This is a genomic window from Hymenobacter gummosus (genome assembly GCF_003970915.1).
GTDB lineage: Bacteria > Bacteroidota > Bacteroidia > Cytophagales > Hymenobacteraceae > Solirubrum > Solirubrum gummosum.
The window spans coordinates 79,545-96,160 of sequence record NZ_RXOF01000007.1 but is presented as its reverse complement, the minus strand read 5'-3'; the positions used below and the strand labels follow the sequence as shown (position 1 = coordinate 96,160).

The 16,616-nt window shown below is 63.1% G+C and carries 13 protein-coding genes; 4 read left to right on the top strand and 9 right to left on the bottom strand.

Going from position 1 to position 16,616, the window contains the following annotated elements:
- Window positions 1-2: 2 nt before the first annotated feature.
- The 3 genes from EJV47_RS13645 to EJV47_RS13635 form a co-directional block, all read right to left on the bottom strand.
- Window positions 3-2,060 carry an OmpA family protein gene (locus EJV47_RS13645; RefSeq protein ID WP_126693715.1) on the bottom strand — a complete coding sequence of 686 codons (2,058 nt, stop codon included), beginning with the start codon at window positions 2,058-2,060 and terminating at the stop codon, window positions 3-5.
- Between the two features lie 97 nt (window positions 2,061-2,157).
- On the bottom strand, window positions 2,158-3,186 hold the full coding sequence (locus EJV47_RS13640; protein ID WP_165903758.1) for a tetratricopeptide repeat protein: 1,029 nt from the start codon (window positions 3,184-3,186) through the stop codon (window positions 2,158-2,160).
- Window positions 3,187-3,566: 380 nt separating this feature from the next.
- A complete protein-coding gene (locus EJV47_RS13635) occupies window positions 3,567-3,881 on the bottom strand; it encodes a hypothetical protein (protein WP_126693713.1) in 315 nt (104 codons plus the stop codon).
- A 159-nt stretch (window positions 3,882-4,040) separates the two neighbouring features.
- Here EJV47_RS13635 and EJV47_RS13630 point away from each other — a divergent pair, with 159 nt between their 5' ends.
- Entirely contained in the window at window positions 4,041-4,457 is a 417-nt protein-coding gene (locus EJV47_RS13630; RefSeq protein WP_126693868.1) for a BrxA/BrxB family bacilliredoxin, read from the top strand.
- A 236-nt stretch (window positions 4,458-4,693) separates the two neighbouring features.
- Here the strand turns inward: EJV47_RS13630 and EJV47_RS28075 are convergent, their stop codons facing one another.
- Window positions 4,694-5,908, bottom strand: a complete 1,215-nt coding sequence (locus EJV47_RS28075; RefSeq protein WP_165903757.1) for a galactose oxidase early set domain-containing protein — start codon at window positions 5,906-5,908, stop codon at window positions 4,694-4,696.
- Between the two features lie 534 nt (window positions 5,909-6,442).
- Between EJV47_RS28075 and EJV47_RS28070 the strand changes: the two genes are divergently transcribed.
- Window positions 6,443-6,682, top strand: coding sequence for a hypothetical protein (locus EJV47_RS28070; protein WP_165903756.1), 240 nt, complete (start codon window positions 6,443-6,445; stop codon window positions 6,680-6,682).
- A gap of 36 nt (window positions 6,683-6,718) precedes the next feature.
- Here EJV47_RS28070 and EJV47_RS13620 read toward each other — a convergent pair whose 3' ends face one another.
- From EJV47_RS13620 to recQ, 3 genes are all read right to left on the bottom strand, one after another.
- On the bottom strand, window positions 6,719-8,497 hold the full coding sequence (locus tag EJV47_RS13620) for a T9SS type A sorting domain-containing protein (RefSeq protein ID WP_126693711.1): 1,779 nt from the start codon (window positions 8,495-8,497) through the stop codon (window positions 6,719-6,721).
- A 48-nt stretch (window positions 8,498-8,545) separates the two neighbouring features.
- A complete protein-coding gene (locus tag EJV47_RS13615) occupies window positions 8,546-9,451 on the bottom strand; it encodes a coiled-coil domain-containing protein (protein WP_126693710.1) in 906 nt (301 codons plus the stop codon).
- A gap of 437 nt (window positions 9,452-9,888) precedes the next feature.
- Window positions 9,889-12,120 carry a DNA helicase RecQ gene (recQ, locus tag EJV47_RS13610; RefSeq protein WP_126693709.1) on the bottom strand — a complete coding sequence of 744 codons (2,232 nt, stop codon included), beginning with the start codon at window positions 12,118-12,120 and terminating at the stop codon, window positions 9,889-9,891.
- Between the two features lie 81 nt (window positions 12,121-12,201).
- Here recQ and EJV47_RS13605 point away from each other — a divergent pair, with 81 nt between their 5' ends.
- Both EJV47_RS13605 and EJV47_RS13600 read left to right on the top strand, forming a co-directional pair.
- The gene (locus EJV47_RS13605; protein WP_126693708.1) at window positions 12,202-13,182 is read left to right on the top strand and encodes a KpsF/GutQ family sugar-phosphate isomerase; all 981 of its coding nucleotides are present in this window, start codon (window positions 12,202-12,204) and stop codon (window positions 13,180-13,182) included.
- An 87-nt stretch (window positions 13,183-13,269) separates the two neighbouring features.
- Window positions 13,270-14,355 carry a mannose-1-phosphate guanylyltransferase gene (locus EJV47_RS13600; RefSeq protein ID WP_126693707.1) on the top strand — a complete coding sequence of 362 codons (1,086 nt, stop codon included), beginning with the start codon at window positions 13,270-13,272 and terminating at the stop codon, window positions 14,353-14,355.
- Between the two features lie 157 nt (window positions 14,356-14,512).
- On the opposite strand, the gene rlmB is transcribed toward EJV47_RS13600, so the two are convergent.
- Both rlmB and EJV47_RS13590 read right to left on the bottom strand, forming a co-directional pair.
- Window positions 14,513-15,352, bottom strand: coding sequence for a 23S rRNA (guanosine(2251)-2'-O)-methyltransferase RlmB (gene rlmB, locus EJV47_RS13595; RefSeq protein ID WP_207895885.1), 840 nt, complete (start codon window positions 15,350-15,352; stop codon window positions 14,513-14,515).
- Window positions 15,307-16,530, bottom strand: coding sequence for a GWxTD domain-containing protein (locus tag EJV47_RS13590; RefSeq protein ID WP_126693706.1), 1,224 nt, complete (start codon window positions 16,528-16,530; stop codon window positions 15,307-15,309). Before EJV47_RS13590 ends, rlmB begins: the two co-directional genes overlap by 46 nt.
- Window positions 16,531-16,616: the final 86 nt, after the last annotated feature.

Below are 16,616 nucleotides of genomic sequence, written 5' to 3'. Positions count from 1 at the left end.
TCTTATTTAGCCACCACCTTAAACTCGGTGCGGCGGTTCAGCTGCCGGCCTTCCTTGCTGGTGTTGGGCGCCACGGGCTGAGTGTCGCCGTAACCGGCGGAGGTGAGGCGGGCGGCGGCCACGCCGTGGGCGGTGAGGTAATCGACCACGGCCTTGGCGCGGCGCTGCGAGAGGTCCTTGTTGTACTCGGCCTTGCCCACGTTGTCGGTGTGGCCCGAAATTTCAATGCGCAGCGCGGGGTACTCGGTGGTCATCAGCTGCACCAGGCGCTCCAGCTCGGCGGTGCTTTCCTTGCGCAGCGTGGCCTTGTCGAAGTCGAAGAAGATGTTGTTGAGCACCACCTTGGCGCCCACGTCCAGCTTCTTGAGCGGAATGTCCTTCACCACTTCCGAGTAGGCCGCGCCCTGGGGCAAATCGAAGTTCTCGGAGTGAAACAGGTAGCCCTCCTTGCGCACCACGATGCCGTAGTTCACGCCCGAGGGCAACGACACCAAGTAGCGCCCCGACTGCGAGTTGGAGCGGAACGAGGCAATGGTCTGGCTCAGCGTGTTGTCGACCAGCTCGATGGTGGCCTCGATGGGCTGCTTGGAGTCGGCGTCCGTCACGGTGCCCTTCAGAATGGTGACCTGGGCAGTGGCAATGGGCACGGCCGGGGCCAGCAGCGTCTGCCGCACCGGGGCGGCGCGGGAGGCCAGCAGCGGCTCCTCGGAGGAAATAACCGGCGGCTTCTCCGGGCCCAGGAAGGTAATCATGTAGATGTCGCGGCTGCCCTGCGAATCGTCGCGGGAGGAGGCGAAGTAGCCGTGGCGGCCCGAGGCCGACAGCACGAAGAACACGTCGTCGTCGGGGGTGTTGATGGGCCAGCCCAGGTTTTCGGGCTTGGTCCACTGCCCGTTTTTCCACTCCGAGCGAAAGATGTCGTAGCCGCCCATGGAATTGTGGCCCTGCGACGAGAAGTAGATGGTCTTGCCGTCGGGGTGCACGAAGATGCCGTCCTCGTCGTAGGGCGTGTTGATGACGGAGCCTAGGTTTTCGGCCTTGCCCTTGCCCTCCACGTCGAGGCGCCAGATGTCGTGGCCGCCGCGGGAGCTTTCCTCCGAGCCGTTGCTGACGAAGTACAGCATGCGCCCGTTGGGTGCGTACGCCGCCGAAGACTCGTGCGACTGGCCCCCGTTGACGCGCCGGCCCAACGAGCCGGGCTTGCTCCAGGCCGAGCCCTTCAGGTCGGCTTCGTGCAGGTCGCCGGCGCCGTCCTCCACGTAGGTCACCAGCTTCTGCCCGTCGGGCGAGAGGGCCACCACCGCGTCGTGGCCCTTGGTATTCACCGTCGGCCCCAGGTTCCGGGCCGCCTGCCACTGCCCGTCCTTGCCCTTCACCGACTGCCAGATGTCCTCGAAGTAGCCCCCGATAAACGGGTCCTTCTCGTCGCCCACGCCCCCGTCGCGGCGGGAGGTAAACAGCATCACCGACTCATCGGCCGTGATGACCGGGCCGTACTCGGGGTAGGGCGTGTTGATGGCCGTGCCCACGTTGTCGATAAAGGCGCGGGTGGGCGTTTTCATCAAGGCCAGGCCGGCTTCGCACTCCTGAATCTTTTTGCGGATGTCATTCTGCTGGGCGGTGGCGTTTTTGCTGCCGGCGGCGGGCTGGGCGGCCTTGTACTCGGCAATGGCCTCTTCCCAGCGGGCGTTCAGGTGCAGGCCGCGGCCCAGCATGTAGCGGATGCGCGCGTCCACCTGCGGGTCGAGCTGGTAGGCCTTCTGCAGGTAGGGCAGGGCCTTGGCCTTGTAGGTGGAGTTCAGGTAGCAGTGCCCGATGCGGAAGTTGAGCTGGGCGTTGTTGGGATTCACCTGCTGGGCGGCCAGGAAGTGCGGCAGGGCCTGCTCGTAGCGCGGCGGGTCGGTTTCGTACCAGCTGTTGGCTTCCTTCAGCTCCTTCTGGGCATTCTTGAGGCTTTCCTTGTCGCCCTTGAACTCGTCCTTGGAGAATTCCACGTTCTGCGCGGCGGCACTCAGCGTGGTCAGCAGCACGAAGGAAGCGGTGTATAGATATCTAAGCATGGGGGCAATGATTGAGTGATTGAATGACTGGATGATTGAGTGATTGAATGATTGAGTGGGTTTTGCCATTCAATCATTCAATCAATTGGTCATTCAATCATTGCTCACAGCCCGAGTTGGCGGCGTAGGCGGTGCCGGCGGTGATGCCCAGCTCGGCGGCTTTGCGCCAGTCGGCGCAGGCGCCGGGCACGTTGCGCAGCATTTCGCGGGCGTGGCCGCGGTTGAGGTAGGCCTCGGCGTACTGCGGGTTCTGGTTGATGGCGGCCGAGGCGTCGGCTTCGGCGGCCTTGTAGTTTTTAAGCTGCTGGTAGGCAGCGGCGCGGTTGTTCAGGGCCAGGGCGTAGTCGGGCCGCAGCTTCAGGGCCTGCGTCAGGTCGTCCACGGCGGCCTGGTACTCGCCGGCTTCGTATCGGGCCCCGGCGCGGCCGAGGTAGCCCACCGGGTCGTCGGAGCGGCGGCGCAGGTAGTCGGAGTAGTCCTCCAAGGCGCCTTTGTAGTCTTTGAGGCGGCGCTTGGCGGCGGCGCGGTTGAGCAGGGCCACGTGCAGGTCGGGGTTGAGGCGCAGGGCCTCGGTGTAGTCGCGCACGGCGGCTTCGGGCTGGCCCAGCTGCCGCTCGGCCGAGGCGCGGTCGTGCCAGGCGTAGGCGTACTTCGCATCGACCTTGGTGGCCTGGGTGAAGTCCTGCAGGGCGGCCTGGTAGTCGCCCTTCTCGAAGCGCAGGGCGCCGCGGTCGTACCAGGCGGCGGCGTAGTCGGGCTTCAGCTCGGTCACCTTACCGTAGTCCTGCTCGGCTTCGGCGGCCTGCCCCTGGGCCTGCCGGGCCTGGGCGCGGCCGTACCAGGCCGTAAACGTCGAGGGGTCGAGGCGGATGGCTTCGTTGTAGTCCTGCACAGCCGGGGCGTACTGCTTCAGCTCGTAGCGGGTGGCGGCGCGGTTGTAGTAAGCCCGGGCAAAATCGGGCTTGGCGGCCAGCGCCCGGTCGAAGTCCTGAAGGGCGGCGTTGTAGCTTTTGTCGTTGAACTTAGCGACGCCGCTATTGTAATATTTCTCGGCCAGCTGGGCCGGCGGCAGGGTAGAGGCCCGCACGGTATCGGTCTGCGCCTGGGCGGCGGAACCCGTCAGCATGCATCCAAACAGGAATAAGTATTGTTTCATAGCCGACTTAGGCCCAAGGTGTGGTGAAGGAACTTGTCGAAATATATTGCATTTTTCCGGAGATGCGGAAGGCGGTGGATGAAAGAAGAGCAGATGGCTGGAGGAGTGGATAAAAAGCACGTCATCCTGAGCAGAGCGAACCGCAGGAAGGCGTAGCTAAGGACCTTCCTCGAACCTGGCACCGCCGGTAACAGCAAGGCGCCGACGTTCTTTCGGCAGCAGGCTAAAAGTGCTGCCACCAACATGCTGGTATTGGTGGCGTCGCTGCATCATTGAAGCGGTTCCCGAAAAGCGTCGACACTTCGTAGGTGCGGCGGTGCAGGGCAGGAGGCAGGTCCTGCGGCTGCGCCTCAGGATGACGGGCTTTTATCCGACGCAGCCAGCCCCGCCCGCACCAGCGCCTGCCACTCCTCCGCTTCCGAGCCGGCGAAGCGCGGGCGGCCGGCGCGGCGGTACCAGTAGCCGGCGTTGGCCGCGTCGCCCTCGCGGCGGTGCAGGTAAGCGTGCAGCCAGCAGCTGAGCGGGTCGGTTTCGTCCTGCTGGGCAATATCGTGGGCGGCTGCCCAGCGGCCGTGGTGCTCCAGCCACAGGGCCCGCAGCAGCGCCGGCAGCGTGGCGGGCGGAGCCGGGGCGGTGAGAGTAGCAGTGAAGTCGGCGTAGGTCATCGGCGGAAAAATATATAGGGCGGGCAAACTTCTACCCCCCGGCAGCGGGTTATACACGCACTCCGCCCAAGCGGAGTTTGCGTAATTTTGTCGGCCGCGGCTCCGGCCGCGCGCAGCAACTGGATTTTCCTACCCCTCAAGCCTTTGTCAATCATGGCAATGTACCCCGAATACATGGTGGCGCCCATCCGCCAGGACCTCGTCGAAGCTGGCTTCGAGCAGCTTTACTCGCCCGAAGAAGTGGAATCGGCCCTCAACCTACAGGAAGGCACCGTGCTGGTGGCCGTCAACTCGGTGTGCGGCTGCGCCGCCGCCAAGGCCCGCCCGGCCCTGAAAATGGCCCTGTCGGCCGCCGACAAGAAGCCCGCCAAGCTCGTGACCGTGTTTGCCGGCATGGAAACCGAAGCCGTAGCCAAAGCCCGCGAGTTCATGCTGCCTTACCCGCCCTCCTCGCCCAGCATTGCCCTGTTCAAGGACGGCGAGCTGGTGCACATGATTGAGCGCTACCACATCGAAGGCAACGATTTAATGCGCCTGGTCGACAACCTTCAGGGCGCGTTTGCCGAATACTGCTAACGATTAAAAGTTTTTCATGCACCGGAAAAGGCCCACGACTCTCGTCGCGGGCCTTTTTGCGTTTCTGAACAACCAAACCTGGCCGTCATGTCGAGCCCCGCGAGACATCTCGCTGGGTGGTAATCTGCTCGTTGATCGAATAGGATACTGGTAGAAGTCAGCACGCGATATGTCTCGCGGGGCTCGACATGACGGGCTAAGTGCAGCTTCTGTGGCTTGCCGCCGGCTCCCATACCTCACTCACAGGCGCAGAGCGTACCGCCCTGCCCGAACGGGCCGGCGCTGACGGTTTGTGAGGCAGTCAGTGGGGCACCACCGCACGCCGGAATAACCTCCACCGCAAACGCCGCTTGGCTGGCGCAGTTCGTCAGCTGGGCTACCGCCGAGGGCTGACCGTCGAAGGCGGGCTGGTGCACGCCGTTGAGGTACCAGCGGTAGCTGCCGCCCAGGTTGCTCCCGCTAACGTCGGCCGTGGCCGTGGCCCCGCAGCTGTACTGGCTGATGCTGGTGGTCAGGGAAATGCTGGCGGCGCAGGGGTTGTTGCTGATGGAGACGATGCGGGCTTCGGAGGGCACCCCGTTGCGGAGCGCGAATACCATGTAGTGCCCAGGCGGGCAGTCATTGGGGCTGGCCGGGGCCGTGACGGTTACGCTGGTGCCGGTGCGGGCCGTGATGGGCAGCCGCAGAAAACGCTGGTTCATATTGAACGAGTGCGTCACCGACGACAGCCGGATCCAGGTGACGGCGTCAATCTGGCCAGGGGTGGGCGAGTTGAAGGCAAAGGGCTGCCCGTAGCTGGTAGTGGCCGGGGCATAGCTGATTTCCGGCCGCGGCCCCTTGAACAGGTAGGGCGGGCTGAACACCTCCGCCGTGGGGTGGTCGGTGTAGCCGCCGCCGTGCCCGCCGCCCGCCGACAGCACCCGCCCGTCGGGCAGCAGCACGGCCGTGGAGTGGTACAGGCGCGGCTCCCCCATCGGGTTCAGGGTAGTCCAGGAGCCCGGGCCGCTGCCCGAAGCCGGCGGCGTCCACATCTCCGCCGGCAGTATGGCGTCGATGTCGCGCTTGTCCCCGTTCGGGATACCGCCCGTCACCAGCACCGAGCCGTCGGGCAGCACCGTTGAGTTGACGTGCGCCCGCGGGTATGCCATCGAGGCATCGTACTGAAACTGCGGCGTGGCATCGTTCAGGTTGATGCGCTCCACGGTATTGGTGACGCCGCCCGCCCCCGAGCCGCCGATGACCAGAATCTTGCCCGGCTCGTACATCACCGCCGTGCCCTCGTGGTGGGCTCCGTGGAAATACCGATTGGCGTCGCCCACCGGCGGTACCGCCGCGCCAAGCTGGTGCTCGGGCCCGTCCGTCCAGGTGCCGCCGTTAACCACGTCAATATAGCCGGTCAGCTTGTTGGGCCCGGCGTTGAATACCCGGCCGTCAGGGGCCAGGAACATCATGGGATAGAGCGGAAGCCGCCGCTCCCGGTCCGCATTCATCAACCAGGACCAGCCGCCGTTTTGCCAGAGTTCGGGACGGTAGCGGTTCTGGTCTTGCGCATTCATCACAATTATTGGTTCGGTTTCCCCTGATACACTCAGGACGCTGCCGTTTCCTAAAACAGTAGTGGTAGGATACCAGCGGTTTCGCTTCATATCGGTTTGCTGTTGCCAGGCTGTCGCAACAGGTCTTGAATAATCGTAAGTGTAAGTAAGCTTTAGCCCACCGATATAAGTGACGTTGAATGGATTGTCAGGGTCAGGAGGGTTTGGTTGAGGTGTCACTGATTCGTAGTAGCGGTCATGGCCGCCAGCTACGAACAGGCGGCCATCTGGTAGTAATGTATGACCGCTGCAAAAAATATTGTCGTGCACCGTCTGCAGTAGGTTCAGCGCGTTGGTGGCTGGGTCCCAATCGTAGACTCCAGTGTGCCCGTGTGAGTTGTCGTTGTGGCCTTGCCACGTCAGCACTTTGCCACTTGGCAGTACGTGCGTATGGATGCCAACGATAGGCCAGTTATAAACGCCTCGCCATTGACCGCCCTGTGCGTAGGGCCGGCCAATGGCAGCCGAAAAGCCGGGGGCATCGACGGAAAAACCAGGCTGAAGCTCGATACTGGTTTCAGCGAGCAAGGAATTGTTCTGATAAGCGTTGCGAACGAGTACGTTGCCGGTAAGCGGATTATTTCCCTGCGCTTGAGCCAGCGAGCTAAGACCGAAACCGATAAACAGTAAGCAGTAGTGGTGACGCATATACCAGATTTGACAACGTTATTCAATAATCAATTTTTGGCTTTGGCCCTGGGCCTGCAACACGTACAGGCCAGCCGGCAACTGAGCGGGGAGGACTAGCCGCAACGGCCCTTGCCGGGGCATTACTCCCTGGGCCACGCGGCGGCCCAGCGCGTCGAGCACCTGCACGGCGCTGCTCGGCGGCAGGCCTTGCACCGTCACTTGGTCGCGGGCTGGGTTAGGATATACTTGAAAGGCGACGCCCACATCTGAAGACTTGGAAGGAAGGGCACCGCCGGACATACGAGCCAAGAAGTAAGTGGCCGAGCCAGGGGCAGCGGCCAGGGAAAGTGGTGGCAACGAAATAGAATTGCTGCCACTAGAAGCTCCGATTAGGTGCAAGCGCCCAGCTGCGTCGCTGCTGACCGGCCAAATAGACTCGCTACCCGTGCCGCCAATCTGAACGTTCCACAACCAAGTCCCAGCGGTGTCTAAGGCGGCTACTACCGCATCTTGTTGGCCTGTGCTTGTGAGTGTCGCCTGACCGAATGAACCATCATTCGGGCCAAATCCCCCACTTATATAAAGGCGATGACCTCTAATCAACAATCCGTACATGGTTTCTTGTCCTGCGCCGCCAGTGCGCTGAGCCCATTGCCAGGTACCAGTGCCCGCATTAAGACGGCCAATGAACGCGTCGGGGTGCTGGTAAGTGATGGGCGGAGAGGGGCGGATGTCAGTGTAGCTGCCGCTGACGTTGGTTAATGTAGTGGCACCCAGGCGGGCGGTGGCGCCAGTAAAGAAGCCCGCTACGTATAGGTGCCCGCTGCCGTCTAGAGCCAATGCTCTGGCTTCAGTAACACCGGGTCCATTGATTCCAGAATAAGCGCCGTAGCTGCCCACCAAAGTTTGCGCCCACTGCCATTGTCCAATAGCGTCTACCTTAGCCAAGGCACTACCACGACTGTAGGGCAGAGTTGACGTACCAAACGTTAGCGCGCCCTCAGAATAAGCACTTAAATATGCATTGCTCCATCCGTCGCTGACCAAGCTCAGGATTCCGTCGTGCCCAGGGCCGTACCCGGCGCTTTGGGCCCAGTCCCACGCGCCAGTCGTGGCGTTCAGGTGGGCTATGAACAGGTCTCGCCGATTGGTGCTGGTGGCAATTCCTGTATTGTAAAGCGCCGTGGGGCCGAAGCGGCTGACCGGACCGCTGAAGGTACCGCCTACGAATAGACCGCCCGCCCCATCGTATGCCAGGTGCGTAGCCAAATCGTCGGCACCGCTGAAGCTGTTGCCGCCGCCGGCACTCTGAGCCCAGAGCCATTGACCGGTGTTGCCGTCGAGCTTGGCCACAAAGGCGTCTGCCTCGCCGGCTGTAGTCAGCACCGTGTTGCCGAAGGTGGCCGTGGCGGGCGTGCCGCGCGTGCCGCGGGCGAAGTGGCCTGCCACGTACGCGTTGCCTTGGGTATCCATGGCCAACGCCTGACAGGCGTCCGTGTCCGGGCCGCCGCCGCGCACGGCCCAGAGCCAGGTCCCGCTGGCGTCGCGCTTGGCTACGAAGGCGTCCGCGTCAGCCGTACTGAGCGTGGTGGCGCCGAAGCTTACCGTGCCGGTGAAGCTGCCGGCCACGTAGGTGTTGCCCTGCGTGTCGGCCACGATACCATTGGGGGACGCTTGACTACTGGCGTTTAGTGGCTGGCCGCAGGTCTGGGCTTGGTCAAAAGCCGGAGCCTGGGCGACGACAAACATGGGTAGAGCCAGTAGACCAGTCAATAAGAGGGCACGACTACCAAGGACGAGTAAAGTCGTTTTCATCAGCTGAGGAAGAAGGGGACTCGTTTGTATGCTGTAGGAGGCCAAGGCTCAACGCTCTTGGCCCGTCAGCGCCTTCACTTCACTGCGAAGCTGCTGGTTCTGCTTGTCCAGCTCAATCACGCGCAGGGTCAGCTCTTCCACCTGCTGAAGCAGCTTGGCCTGCATGGCGGCCAGGTCCACGCCCTGGGCCTCTACCTCTTGGGCCGTGGGAATACCCGGCAGGTGGCGGTGCTGTTGCAGGTAACGCTCCAGCTCGGGCAGGGGCAGCAGCCGATAGGTGGGCGCAAATACAAAGTCGGCCCAGTCCACGGGGCCCACCACGTGAATGGATTGGGCCACCAGCTTACCGTCCACGGCCAGGCGATAGTTGGCAAAGTGCGGCGATGCAGTAGTAGGTCCCCGTCCAATTTGCACGCGCCCGTCCGGGTGAATCTTCAAGCGGCTGTAGGTGCTGGCCACCGCCGAAGAAGACACCCAGTTGGCGTAGGTGCCGCTGCTGCTGGGTACAGTGCTGAAGTGCAGCGCCCCCTCGTTGTTGGCCCACACCACCGCGCCACCATTGGCCCCGGCACGGGGCTCCAGCCGAAAATAACCATCGAAGTTGGCCTGCCGAATGGCATTCAGGCCGATGCAGGCCGCCCCGGTGGGCACGAGCGGATTGTTGAGCGTGGCGTTAAAGGTTCCGCCCAGGTCATCTAGGGCTACGCTGCCCATGCCCAATCCCACGCTCAGCCCGCAGTCCGGGTCGCCGTAGTCCCGGCGGTTGAAAGCGGCGCGCCCGCTGCGCGAAATCTTGAGCAGGGACGGGTACTGGGGCGTAGAGCCGGAAAAGTTATCCAGGAACAAGGTGTAGGCTGGGCTGTTGGGCGAGTTGCTGACGTAGCCGGCGCCAACGCCAACGTTGTAGGGCGGATTGGGATTAAGCTCTACCCGGGCCTGGGCACGCCCCGGCAAATGACTGCCAAGCAGGATCAGGATACTTAAACAGAACCGGAGCGGGGGGGGAGATGTTGAACATGAGCAAGATAAGTAAACGCTGAAGCCAATGGTAGTCAGCTGCCATCATATTCGCAAGTCTTAACTCATCTCTTTTCGCAACGTTGCGTGCGGCCGGCCCCAGAGCCTACGCGGAAACTCGTTGCGCTTTTAGAAAACGGTCATGCTTCATCTGGCGTCCGCCCCGCGAAGCATAACGGGCTGGCGGTGCGTTTACTTCTGCTCAGCTGCTTAAGGGCAAACTCCCAAAAAATCCGCCAGCCAAGACGCCGTCAGCGCCGCACCGGCCACCCGCCTCACCCAAGCAAAACGCCCGCCGCTGGCGAACCAGCGGCGGGCGTACCGAATCGTCCACAAAATCCGTGTAATCCGAAAAATCCGCAGAAGTCCGTGATTTAGTTGGCTACCTCGCTCAGGAACTTGATGCGCATCAGGCGCAAATCTTCCTCGGTGTAGTCGTCGGTGCCCAGCTCCTTCAGCGCCACCGCAATGTTGTCGGTAGTGGCCTGCATGAAGTAGTCGTAGATTTCGTCCTGCCGGTCCTCGTCGAGCACCGAGTTGATGTAGTAGTCCAGGTTGAGCTTGGTACCGGAGTAGCAGATGTGCTCGATTTCCTCCATCAGCTCCCGCATGTCGATGCCCTTGGAGGAAGCAATTTCCTCCAGGTCCATCTTCTTGTCGATCTGCTGAATGATGTAAATCTTGATTTTGGACTTGTTGACGGCCGACTTCACTACCACGTCGGCGGCGGTTTCGATGTCGTTGTCGGCCACGTACTTCTTGATCATCTCCAGGAAGGGCGCGCCGAACTTCTGCGCCTTGCCCTGGCCCACGCCTGACACGTGCGCCAGGTCCTCCATCTTCGTGGGGAAGGTGGTGGCCATTTCCTTGAGCGAGGGGTCCTGGAACAGCACGTAGGGCGGCAGGTTCTTCTGCGTCGCCAGCTTTTTGCGCAGGGCCTTGAGCATGTCGAACAGCGCCTGGTCGTGCCCGGCCGACTGCTGCACCTCTTCCTTCTGCTCCTCCTGCTGCACTTCCTCCTCGTAGTTGTGGTCCTTGGAGAACTTCAGGTTGAAGGGCTCGGCCAGGTAAGCTTCGCCCTTGTCGCAGAGCTTCACCACGCCGAAATTCTCGATGTCCTTGCCCAGGAAACCCGCAATCATGCACTGGCGCAGGATGGAGTGCCAGAAAGCAATGTCGTGGTCTTTGCCGGCGCCGTACACCGGCAGCTGGTCGTGGCCGTAGCTTTCCACGTGCGGGTTGGTCATGCCCGTGAGCACGGCCGTCAGGTGCTCGATGCCGAAGCGCTGCTCGGTCTGGATAACCGCCTGCAGGGCCAGCTTCACGAATTCCTTGGCCTCGAACTTCTCGCGCGGGTGCTTGCAGTTGTCGCAGAAGCCGCAGTCCTTCTCGTACACCTCGCCGAAGTAGTGCAGCAGCTGCTTGCGCCGGCACACTGCCGAATCGGCGTAGTTGGCCATTTCCTGCAAGAGCAGCTTGGAGTTGTCGCGCTCCGTGACGGGCTTGTCCTTGTTGAACTTCTCCAGCTTCACGATGTCGTCGTAGCTGTAGAACATCAGGCAGTGGCCGTCGAGCCCGTCGCGGCCGGCGCGGCCGGTTTCCTGGTAGTAGCCCTCGATGGACTTCGGCGTGTCGTAGTGAATCACGAAGCGCACGTCCGGCTTGTCGATGCCCATGCCGAAGGCAATGGTGGCCACGATGACGTCGCACTCCTCGTTCAGGAACGCGTCCTGGTTATGCATCCGGGTCTGCGGGTCGAGGCCGGCGTGGTAGGGCAGGGCCTTCACGTCGTTGACGCGCAGCAGCTCGGCAATTTCCTCCACCTTCTTCCGGCTCAGGCAGTACACGATGCCGGCCTGGCCCTTCTGCTGCTTCACAAACTGAATCAGCGCCTTTTTGGTTTGGTGCTTGGGCCGCACCTCGTAGTAGAGGTTGGTGCGGTTAAACGACGACTTAAACACCGAGGCGTCGTCCATCTGCAGGTTTTTCTGGATGTCCAGCTGCACCTTGGGCGTGGCCGTGGCCGTGAGGGCAATGATGGGCACGTTCACGCCCAGATCATCGATAATGCCGCGGATGCGGCGGTACTCCGGGCGGAAATCGTGGCCCCACTCCGAAATGCAGTGCGCCTCGTCGATGGCCACGAACGAGATGGTGGCCTTCTGCAGAAACTCCAGCGTGTCTTCCTTGGTCAAGGACTCGGGCGCCACGTAGAGCAGCTTCACCTCGCCGTTAATCACGTCGCGCTTGACCTTGTTGGCCTCGGTCTTGGTGAGCGTGGAGTTCATCACCTGCGCATTCACCCCGAAGGCGTTGAGCTGGTCGACCTGGTTTTTCATCAGGGCAATCAGCGGGGAAATGACGATGGCCGTGCCCGGCAAGACCAGCGCTGGCAGCTGGTAGCACAGCGACTTACCCGCGCCCGTGGGCATTATCACGAAGGTGTTGTGCCCGTCGATGACGTTCTGGATGATGGCTTCCTGCGTGCCCCGGAACTGACCGTAGCCAAAAACTTCCTTTAACTTGGCCTTCAGATCAGCCCCCAGGGGCTTCGCCGCCTTCTTCGCGGGCGCTGCAAGTTCTGCTGTATTCGCTGCTTCTGACATCGTACTTCCTCTCTGAGCAAAAAGGGTAAACCAGACAAAAACTTCTGTTGGGGTTTACTGCTCAATCTAGACAAATTTAGATTGAAACCGTTGACGGACGTCAATTCCATCGGAAAAAATGTGCTTCTGCAAGAAGCAGAGGCCATTCGGGGCGTAGCCGAAGCTATTGGGCAAACCGGAGATTTTCAAGATTGCGTTAGCACCATTTTGGGACTCACCGGCCGTGTCGTTGTCACTGGCATTGGCAAGAGCGCGCACATTGCCGGCAAGATGGTGGCCACCTTCAACTCCACCGGCACGCCCGCCCTGTTTATGCACGCCGCCGACGCCATTCATGGCGACCTGGGCATGATTCAGCAGGGCGACTTTGTTATCTGCATCAGCAAGTCGGGCGACACGCCCGAAATCAAGGTGCTGGTGCCGCTGCTGCGCCGCAAGCAGGTGCCCATGGCGGCGCTGGTGTCAAATCGGGAATCCTACCTGGCCCAGCACTCCGACTTCGTGCTCTACGCCCCGGTGGAGCGCGAGGCCTGCCCCAACAACCTGGCGCCCACCACTTCCACCACCGCCGCCCTGGCCCTGGGCGACGCGCTGGCCGTGGCCCTGCTCGAAGCCCGGGGCTTCACCTCCCGCGACTTTGCCGCCCTGCACCCCGGCGGCACGCTGGGCAAGAAGCTCTACCTGAAAGTGGGCGACCTGAGCCGGCAGAACCAGGTGCCGCAGGTGCTGGACGACGCCGGCCTGCGCGACATTATCCTGGAAATCAGCGGTAAGCGCCTGGGCGCCACCGCCGTGCTCGACCAGGGCGGCCAGCTGCAGGGCATCATCACCGACGGCGACCTGCGCCGCATGCTCACCAACTTCTCGCCCGAGCGCCTGGGCGAGGTGCGGGCCCGGGCCATTATGACGCCCCGCCCCGTCACCATCGACGTGGAGGAGTTTGCGGCCGAGGCGCTGGCCCGCATGCAGGCCCGCAACATCACCCAGCTGGTGGTAACGGAAAACGAGCGTTTTCAGGGCTTTATCCACCTGCACGATTTGCTGCGCGAAGGCCTGGTCTGAGCGAATCCCTTACCTTTGCCGGCCCCCCGGCGGCGCGGCGTTTCCCCCACGGCGGCCCGTCGCTGCTTCTTAGTTACTCCCACTCTGATGAATCAGAATACCTACCTCGTTGTCATGGCGGGCGGCATTGGCAGCCGCTTCTGGCCCTTTAGCCGCACCAACAACCCCAAGCAGTTTCACGACGTGCTGGGCGTGGGCAAATCCATGCTGCGCCTGACGGTGGACCGCTTCGCCGGCATCTGCCCGCCCGAAAACGTGTTTGTGGTGACCAACCGCGACTACACCGAGCTGGTGCAGCAGCACCTGCCCGAGCTGGCGCCCGACCAGATTCTGGGGGAGCCCATCGGCCGCAACACCGCCCCCTGCATCGCCTACGCCAGCTACCGCATTGCCCAGCGCGACCCCAAGGCGACGATTATCGTCACGCCGGCCGACCACGCGGTGCTCAAGGAGGACGTGTTCCAGGACATTATCCGCCAGGCCGTCAGCGCTGCCCAGCAGAACGACGTGCTCATCACACTCGGCATTCAGCCCTCGCGCCCCGATACCGGCTACGGTTACATCCAGTTTATCGACGACCAGCACCTGGGCGGCACCAACCTGCGCAAGGTGAAGACCTTCACCGAGAAGCCCAACCTGGAGCTGGCGCAGATGTTCGTCGACAGCGGCGACTTCCTGTGGAACTCCGGCTTGTTCGTGTGGCGCGCCGACGTCATCACCCACGCCTTCCACCACTACCTCTCCGACATTGCCGAGGTGTTCGACGAGGGTAGCAGCCGCCTGGGCACGCCCGCCGAAGCCGCCTTCATCGACGAGGCCTACTCGCGCAGCCGCAACATCAGCATCGACTACGGCATCATGGAGAAGGCCGACAACGTGTACGTGCTGCCCGCCGACTTCGGCTGGAGCGACCTGGGCACCTGGGACTCCTTGCACCGCATGGGCCGCCGCGACGAGCACAACAACGTCGTCGACGGCGACGCAATCCTCTACGATACCAAGGAGTGCGTTATCAAGACCCCGGCCGAGCGTCTGGTGGTGCTGCAGGGCCTGGAAGGCTACATCGTGGCCGAGTACGACAACGTGCTGCTGATCTGCAAGCGCACCGAGGAGCAGCGCGTGAAGGACTTTGTGGCCGACGTGAAGTCGAAGAAGGGCGCGGGATATAATTAATAATGAATAATTAAGAATTAATAATTGGCTCTACTGTCAATATCGATTCTTTGCGGCATACTGGCCCGACAATCAAAGAGCCTGCTCAGTGAGCAGGCTCTTGTTTTTGGCCGAAGTCAAAGTCGGCAGCGAATTATTAATTCTTAATTATTCATTATTAATTAACAAGCCGCTGGCGCAGCACTTCGTAGAGCAGAATGCCGCTGGCCACCGATACGTTCAGGGAGCCGATCTGCCCGATCATCGGGATGCGCAGGCGGGCGTCGGCCAGGTCCTGCAGCTCGGGGCTGATGCCGTCTTCCTCGCTGCCCATCACCACCACCAGCGGGCCGGTCATGTCGATGGTGGCTTTTTCCAGCGTCTCGTTCCCCTTCTCGGTGCAGGCTACCACTTGCAGGCCCGAGTCCTTGAGGCGGCGCAGGGTCGCGTGCAGGTTCGATTCGCGGCAGACGGGCACGCGGGTAAGGGCACCGGCGGAGGTTTTCAGCGCGTCGCCGTTCATCTGGGCCGCGCCGTGGGTGGGCACCACGATGGCGTCGACGCCCAGGCACTCGGCCGAGCGGGCAATGGCGCCGAAGTTGCGCACGTCGGTAATGCGGTCGAGCACCAGAATGAGCGGGCTTTTCCCTTGCTCGAACAGCGTCGGCAGGATGTTGTCCAGCGGGGCGTAGTCGATGGGGGAGAGGAAGGCCACCGCGCCCTGGTGGTTTTTGCGGGTGAGGTTGTCCAGCTTCTCGTTGGGCACCAGCGAAATGGGCGTGCCAGCGGCCCGGGCCAGGGCGCTGATGTCGCTGACGATGGTGTTCTTGGCACCCTTTAGCAGGTAGATTTTCTCCAGCGTCTTGCCGGCCTGCAGCGCTTCCATGATGGGGCGCAGACCGAACACCATCTCGATGCTGCGGTCCGGGGCCTGGCGCGGCGGGTACTTCTTGTAGTCGGGGCGACGCTCGTTCAGCGGCCGGCCCGAGGGGCGGGGGCGTTCTTGCCGGTTCTCCATTGTTGCACGGCGCGCATCCAGAGCCATTCGTACTCGGGCCGGCGCACCAATTCGTAGTAGTCAGGGGCAAAGGTACTCGCTTTGGCGCGGAACGTGTAAGCGGCATTGCGCTCCACGCCCACGTACTCCCACCGCTCGGCGGTGGCGGAGCGCTCCACCCGGTCGGGCGGGCCCAGCACCACGTAGAGCAGGCCGCGGTCGGTCATCCAGCCGGGCTTGTGGGCGGTGAAGAGGCGGTTGGCCGCCGCCACCCGGCCGTAAAAGTCGCGGATGAGGATGCGGGCAATGCTCTGCTCGTTGTTCGCCACGCGCAGCCAGAAGTCGTCGACGGCGCGCTTGGGCACCTCGGCCCGCTGCAGCTGCTCCCGCTCCAGCGAGGTGGTGAGGTAGCGCAGGGGCTCAATCAGCTCCGGGGCGGTCGATACGTCGGGGAAGGCGCCGGCCTCCACCAGTACGCCCAGCGGCGGGGCGCTGCCCATCTGCAGGGTGTAGAGGCCGGGCTCGGCGAAGCGCAGGGGCCGGCCGGGCGTCAGCTCCTGCACCAGCTCGGCGGTGAGGCTGCGCGGGGTGCCGCCCTGGCTGGCCGGGTCGGTGTAGGGCGGCAGGGCGGGGGTGAAGTCGGCCGGAAAGCGGCGCAGCGTGACGGGCTGGGCCGGCCCGAAGGTGTCGAGGGTGATGGTTTCGCCCACGCGCAGGTAGCGGCGCAGCAGGGGCCGCCCGGCCGAGTCGGTCAGGATAAAGGGGCGCTGGCGCAGGGCCGGCGTCAGCGGCAGCCAGGCCGTGACTTCCGGGGCGTTGGCAATGGCGTCGAGGGAGCCGACGGCCAGCACCGAGGCGGCGGCCAGCGGGGCCAGCGGCACGCAGAAGCTCACCGTCACGTCGCTGCCGCGGCTGGTCTGCCCGAAGGCGCCGAGGTCGTCCTGCCAGCCCGGGCGGCGGGCCTCGTAGCTGGCCCAGCTCACCACGCGCAGGGCCTGGTCGGCGCGCGGGGCGGTGCCGGCCGGGAAGCGCACATACAGGCGCAGGCTGTCAGGGCCCTCGCGCCGGGCATCGATGCTGGGGCGCGTGGGGTCGTACTGGCCGGCGAAGTCCAGCTTCCAGGGGCTGGGCAGGCGCTGGGCCGGGGCCAGGCCGGCCAGGAAAAGGCAAAGCAGCAGTAGCAACGGCAGACGCATCATCAGCAAGGTAACGTCGGCAGTGCGGAAATGGCTATGCCGGCGGGCGTCATTTCTCGCAGAGGTGCGCAAAAGTCGTTGAACAACTC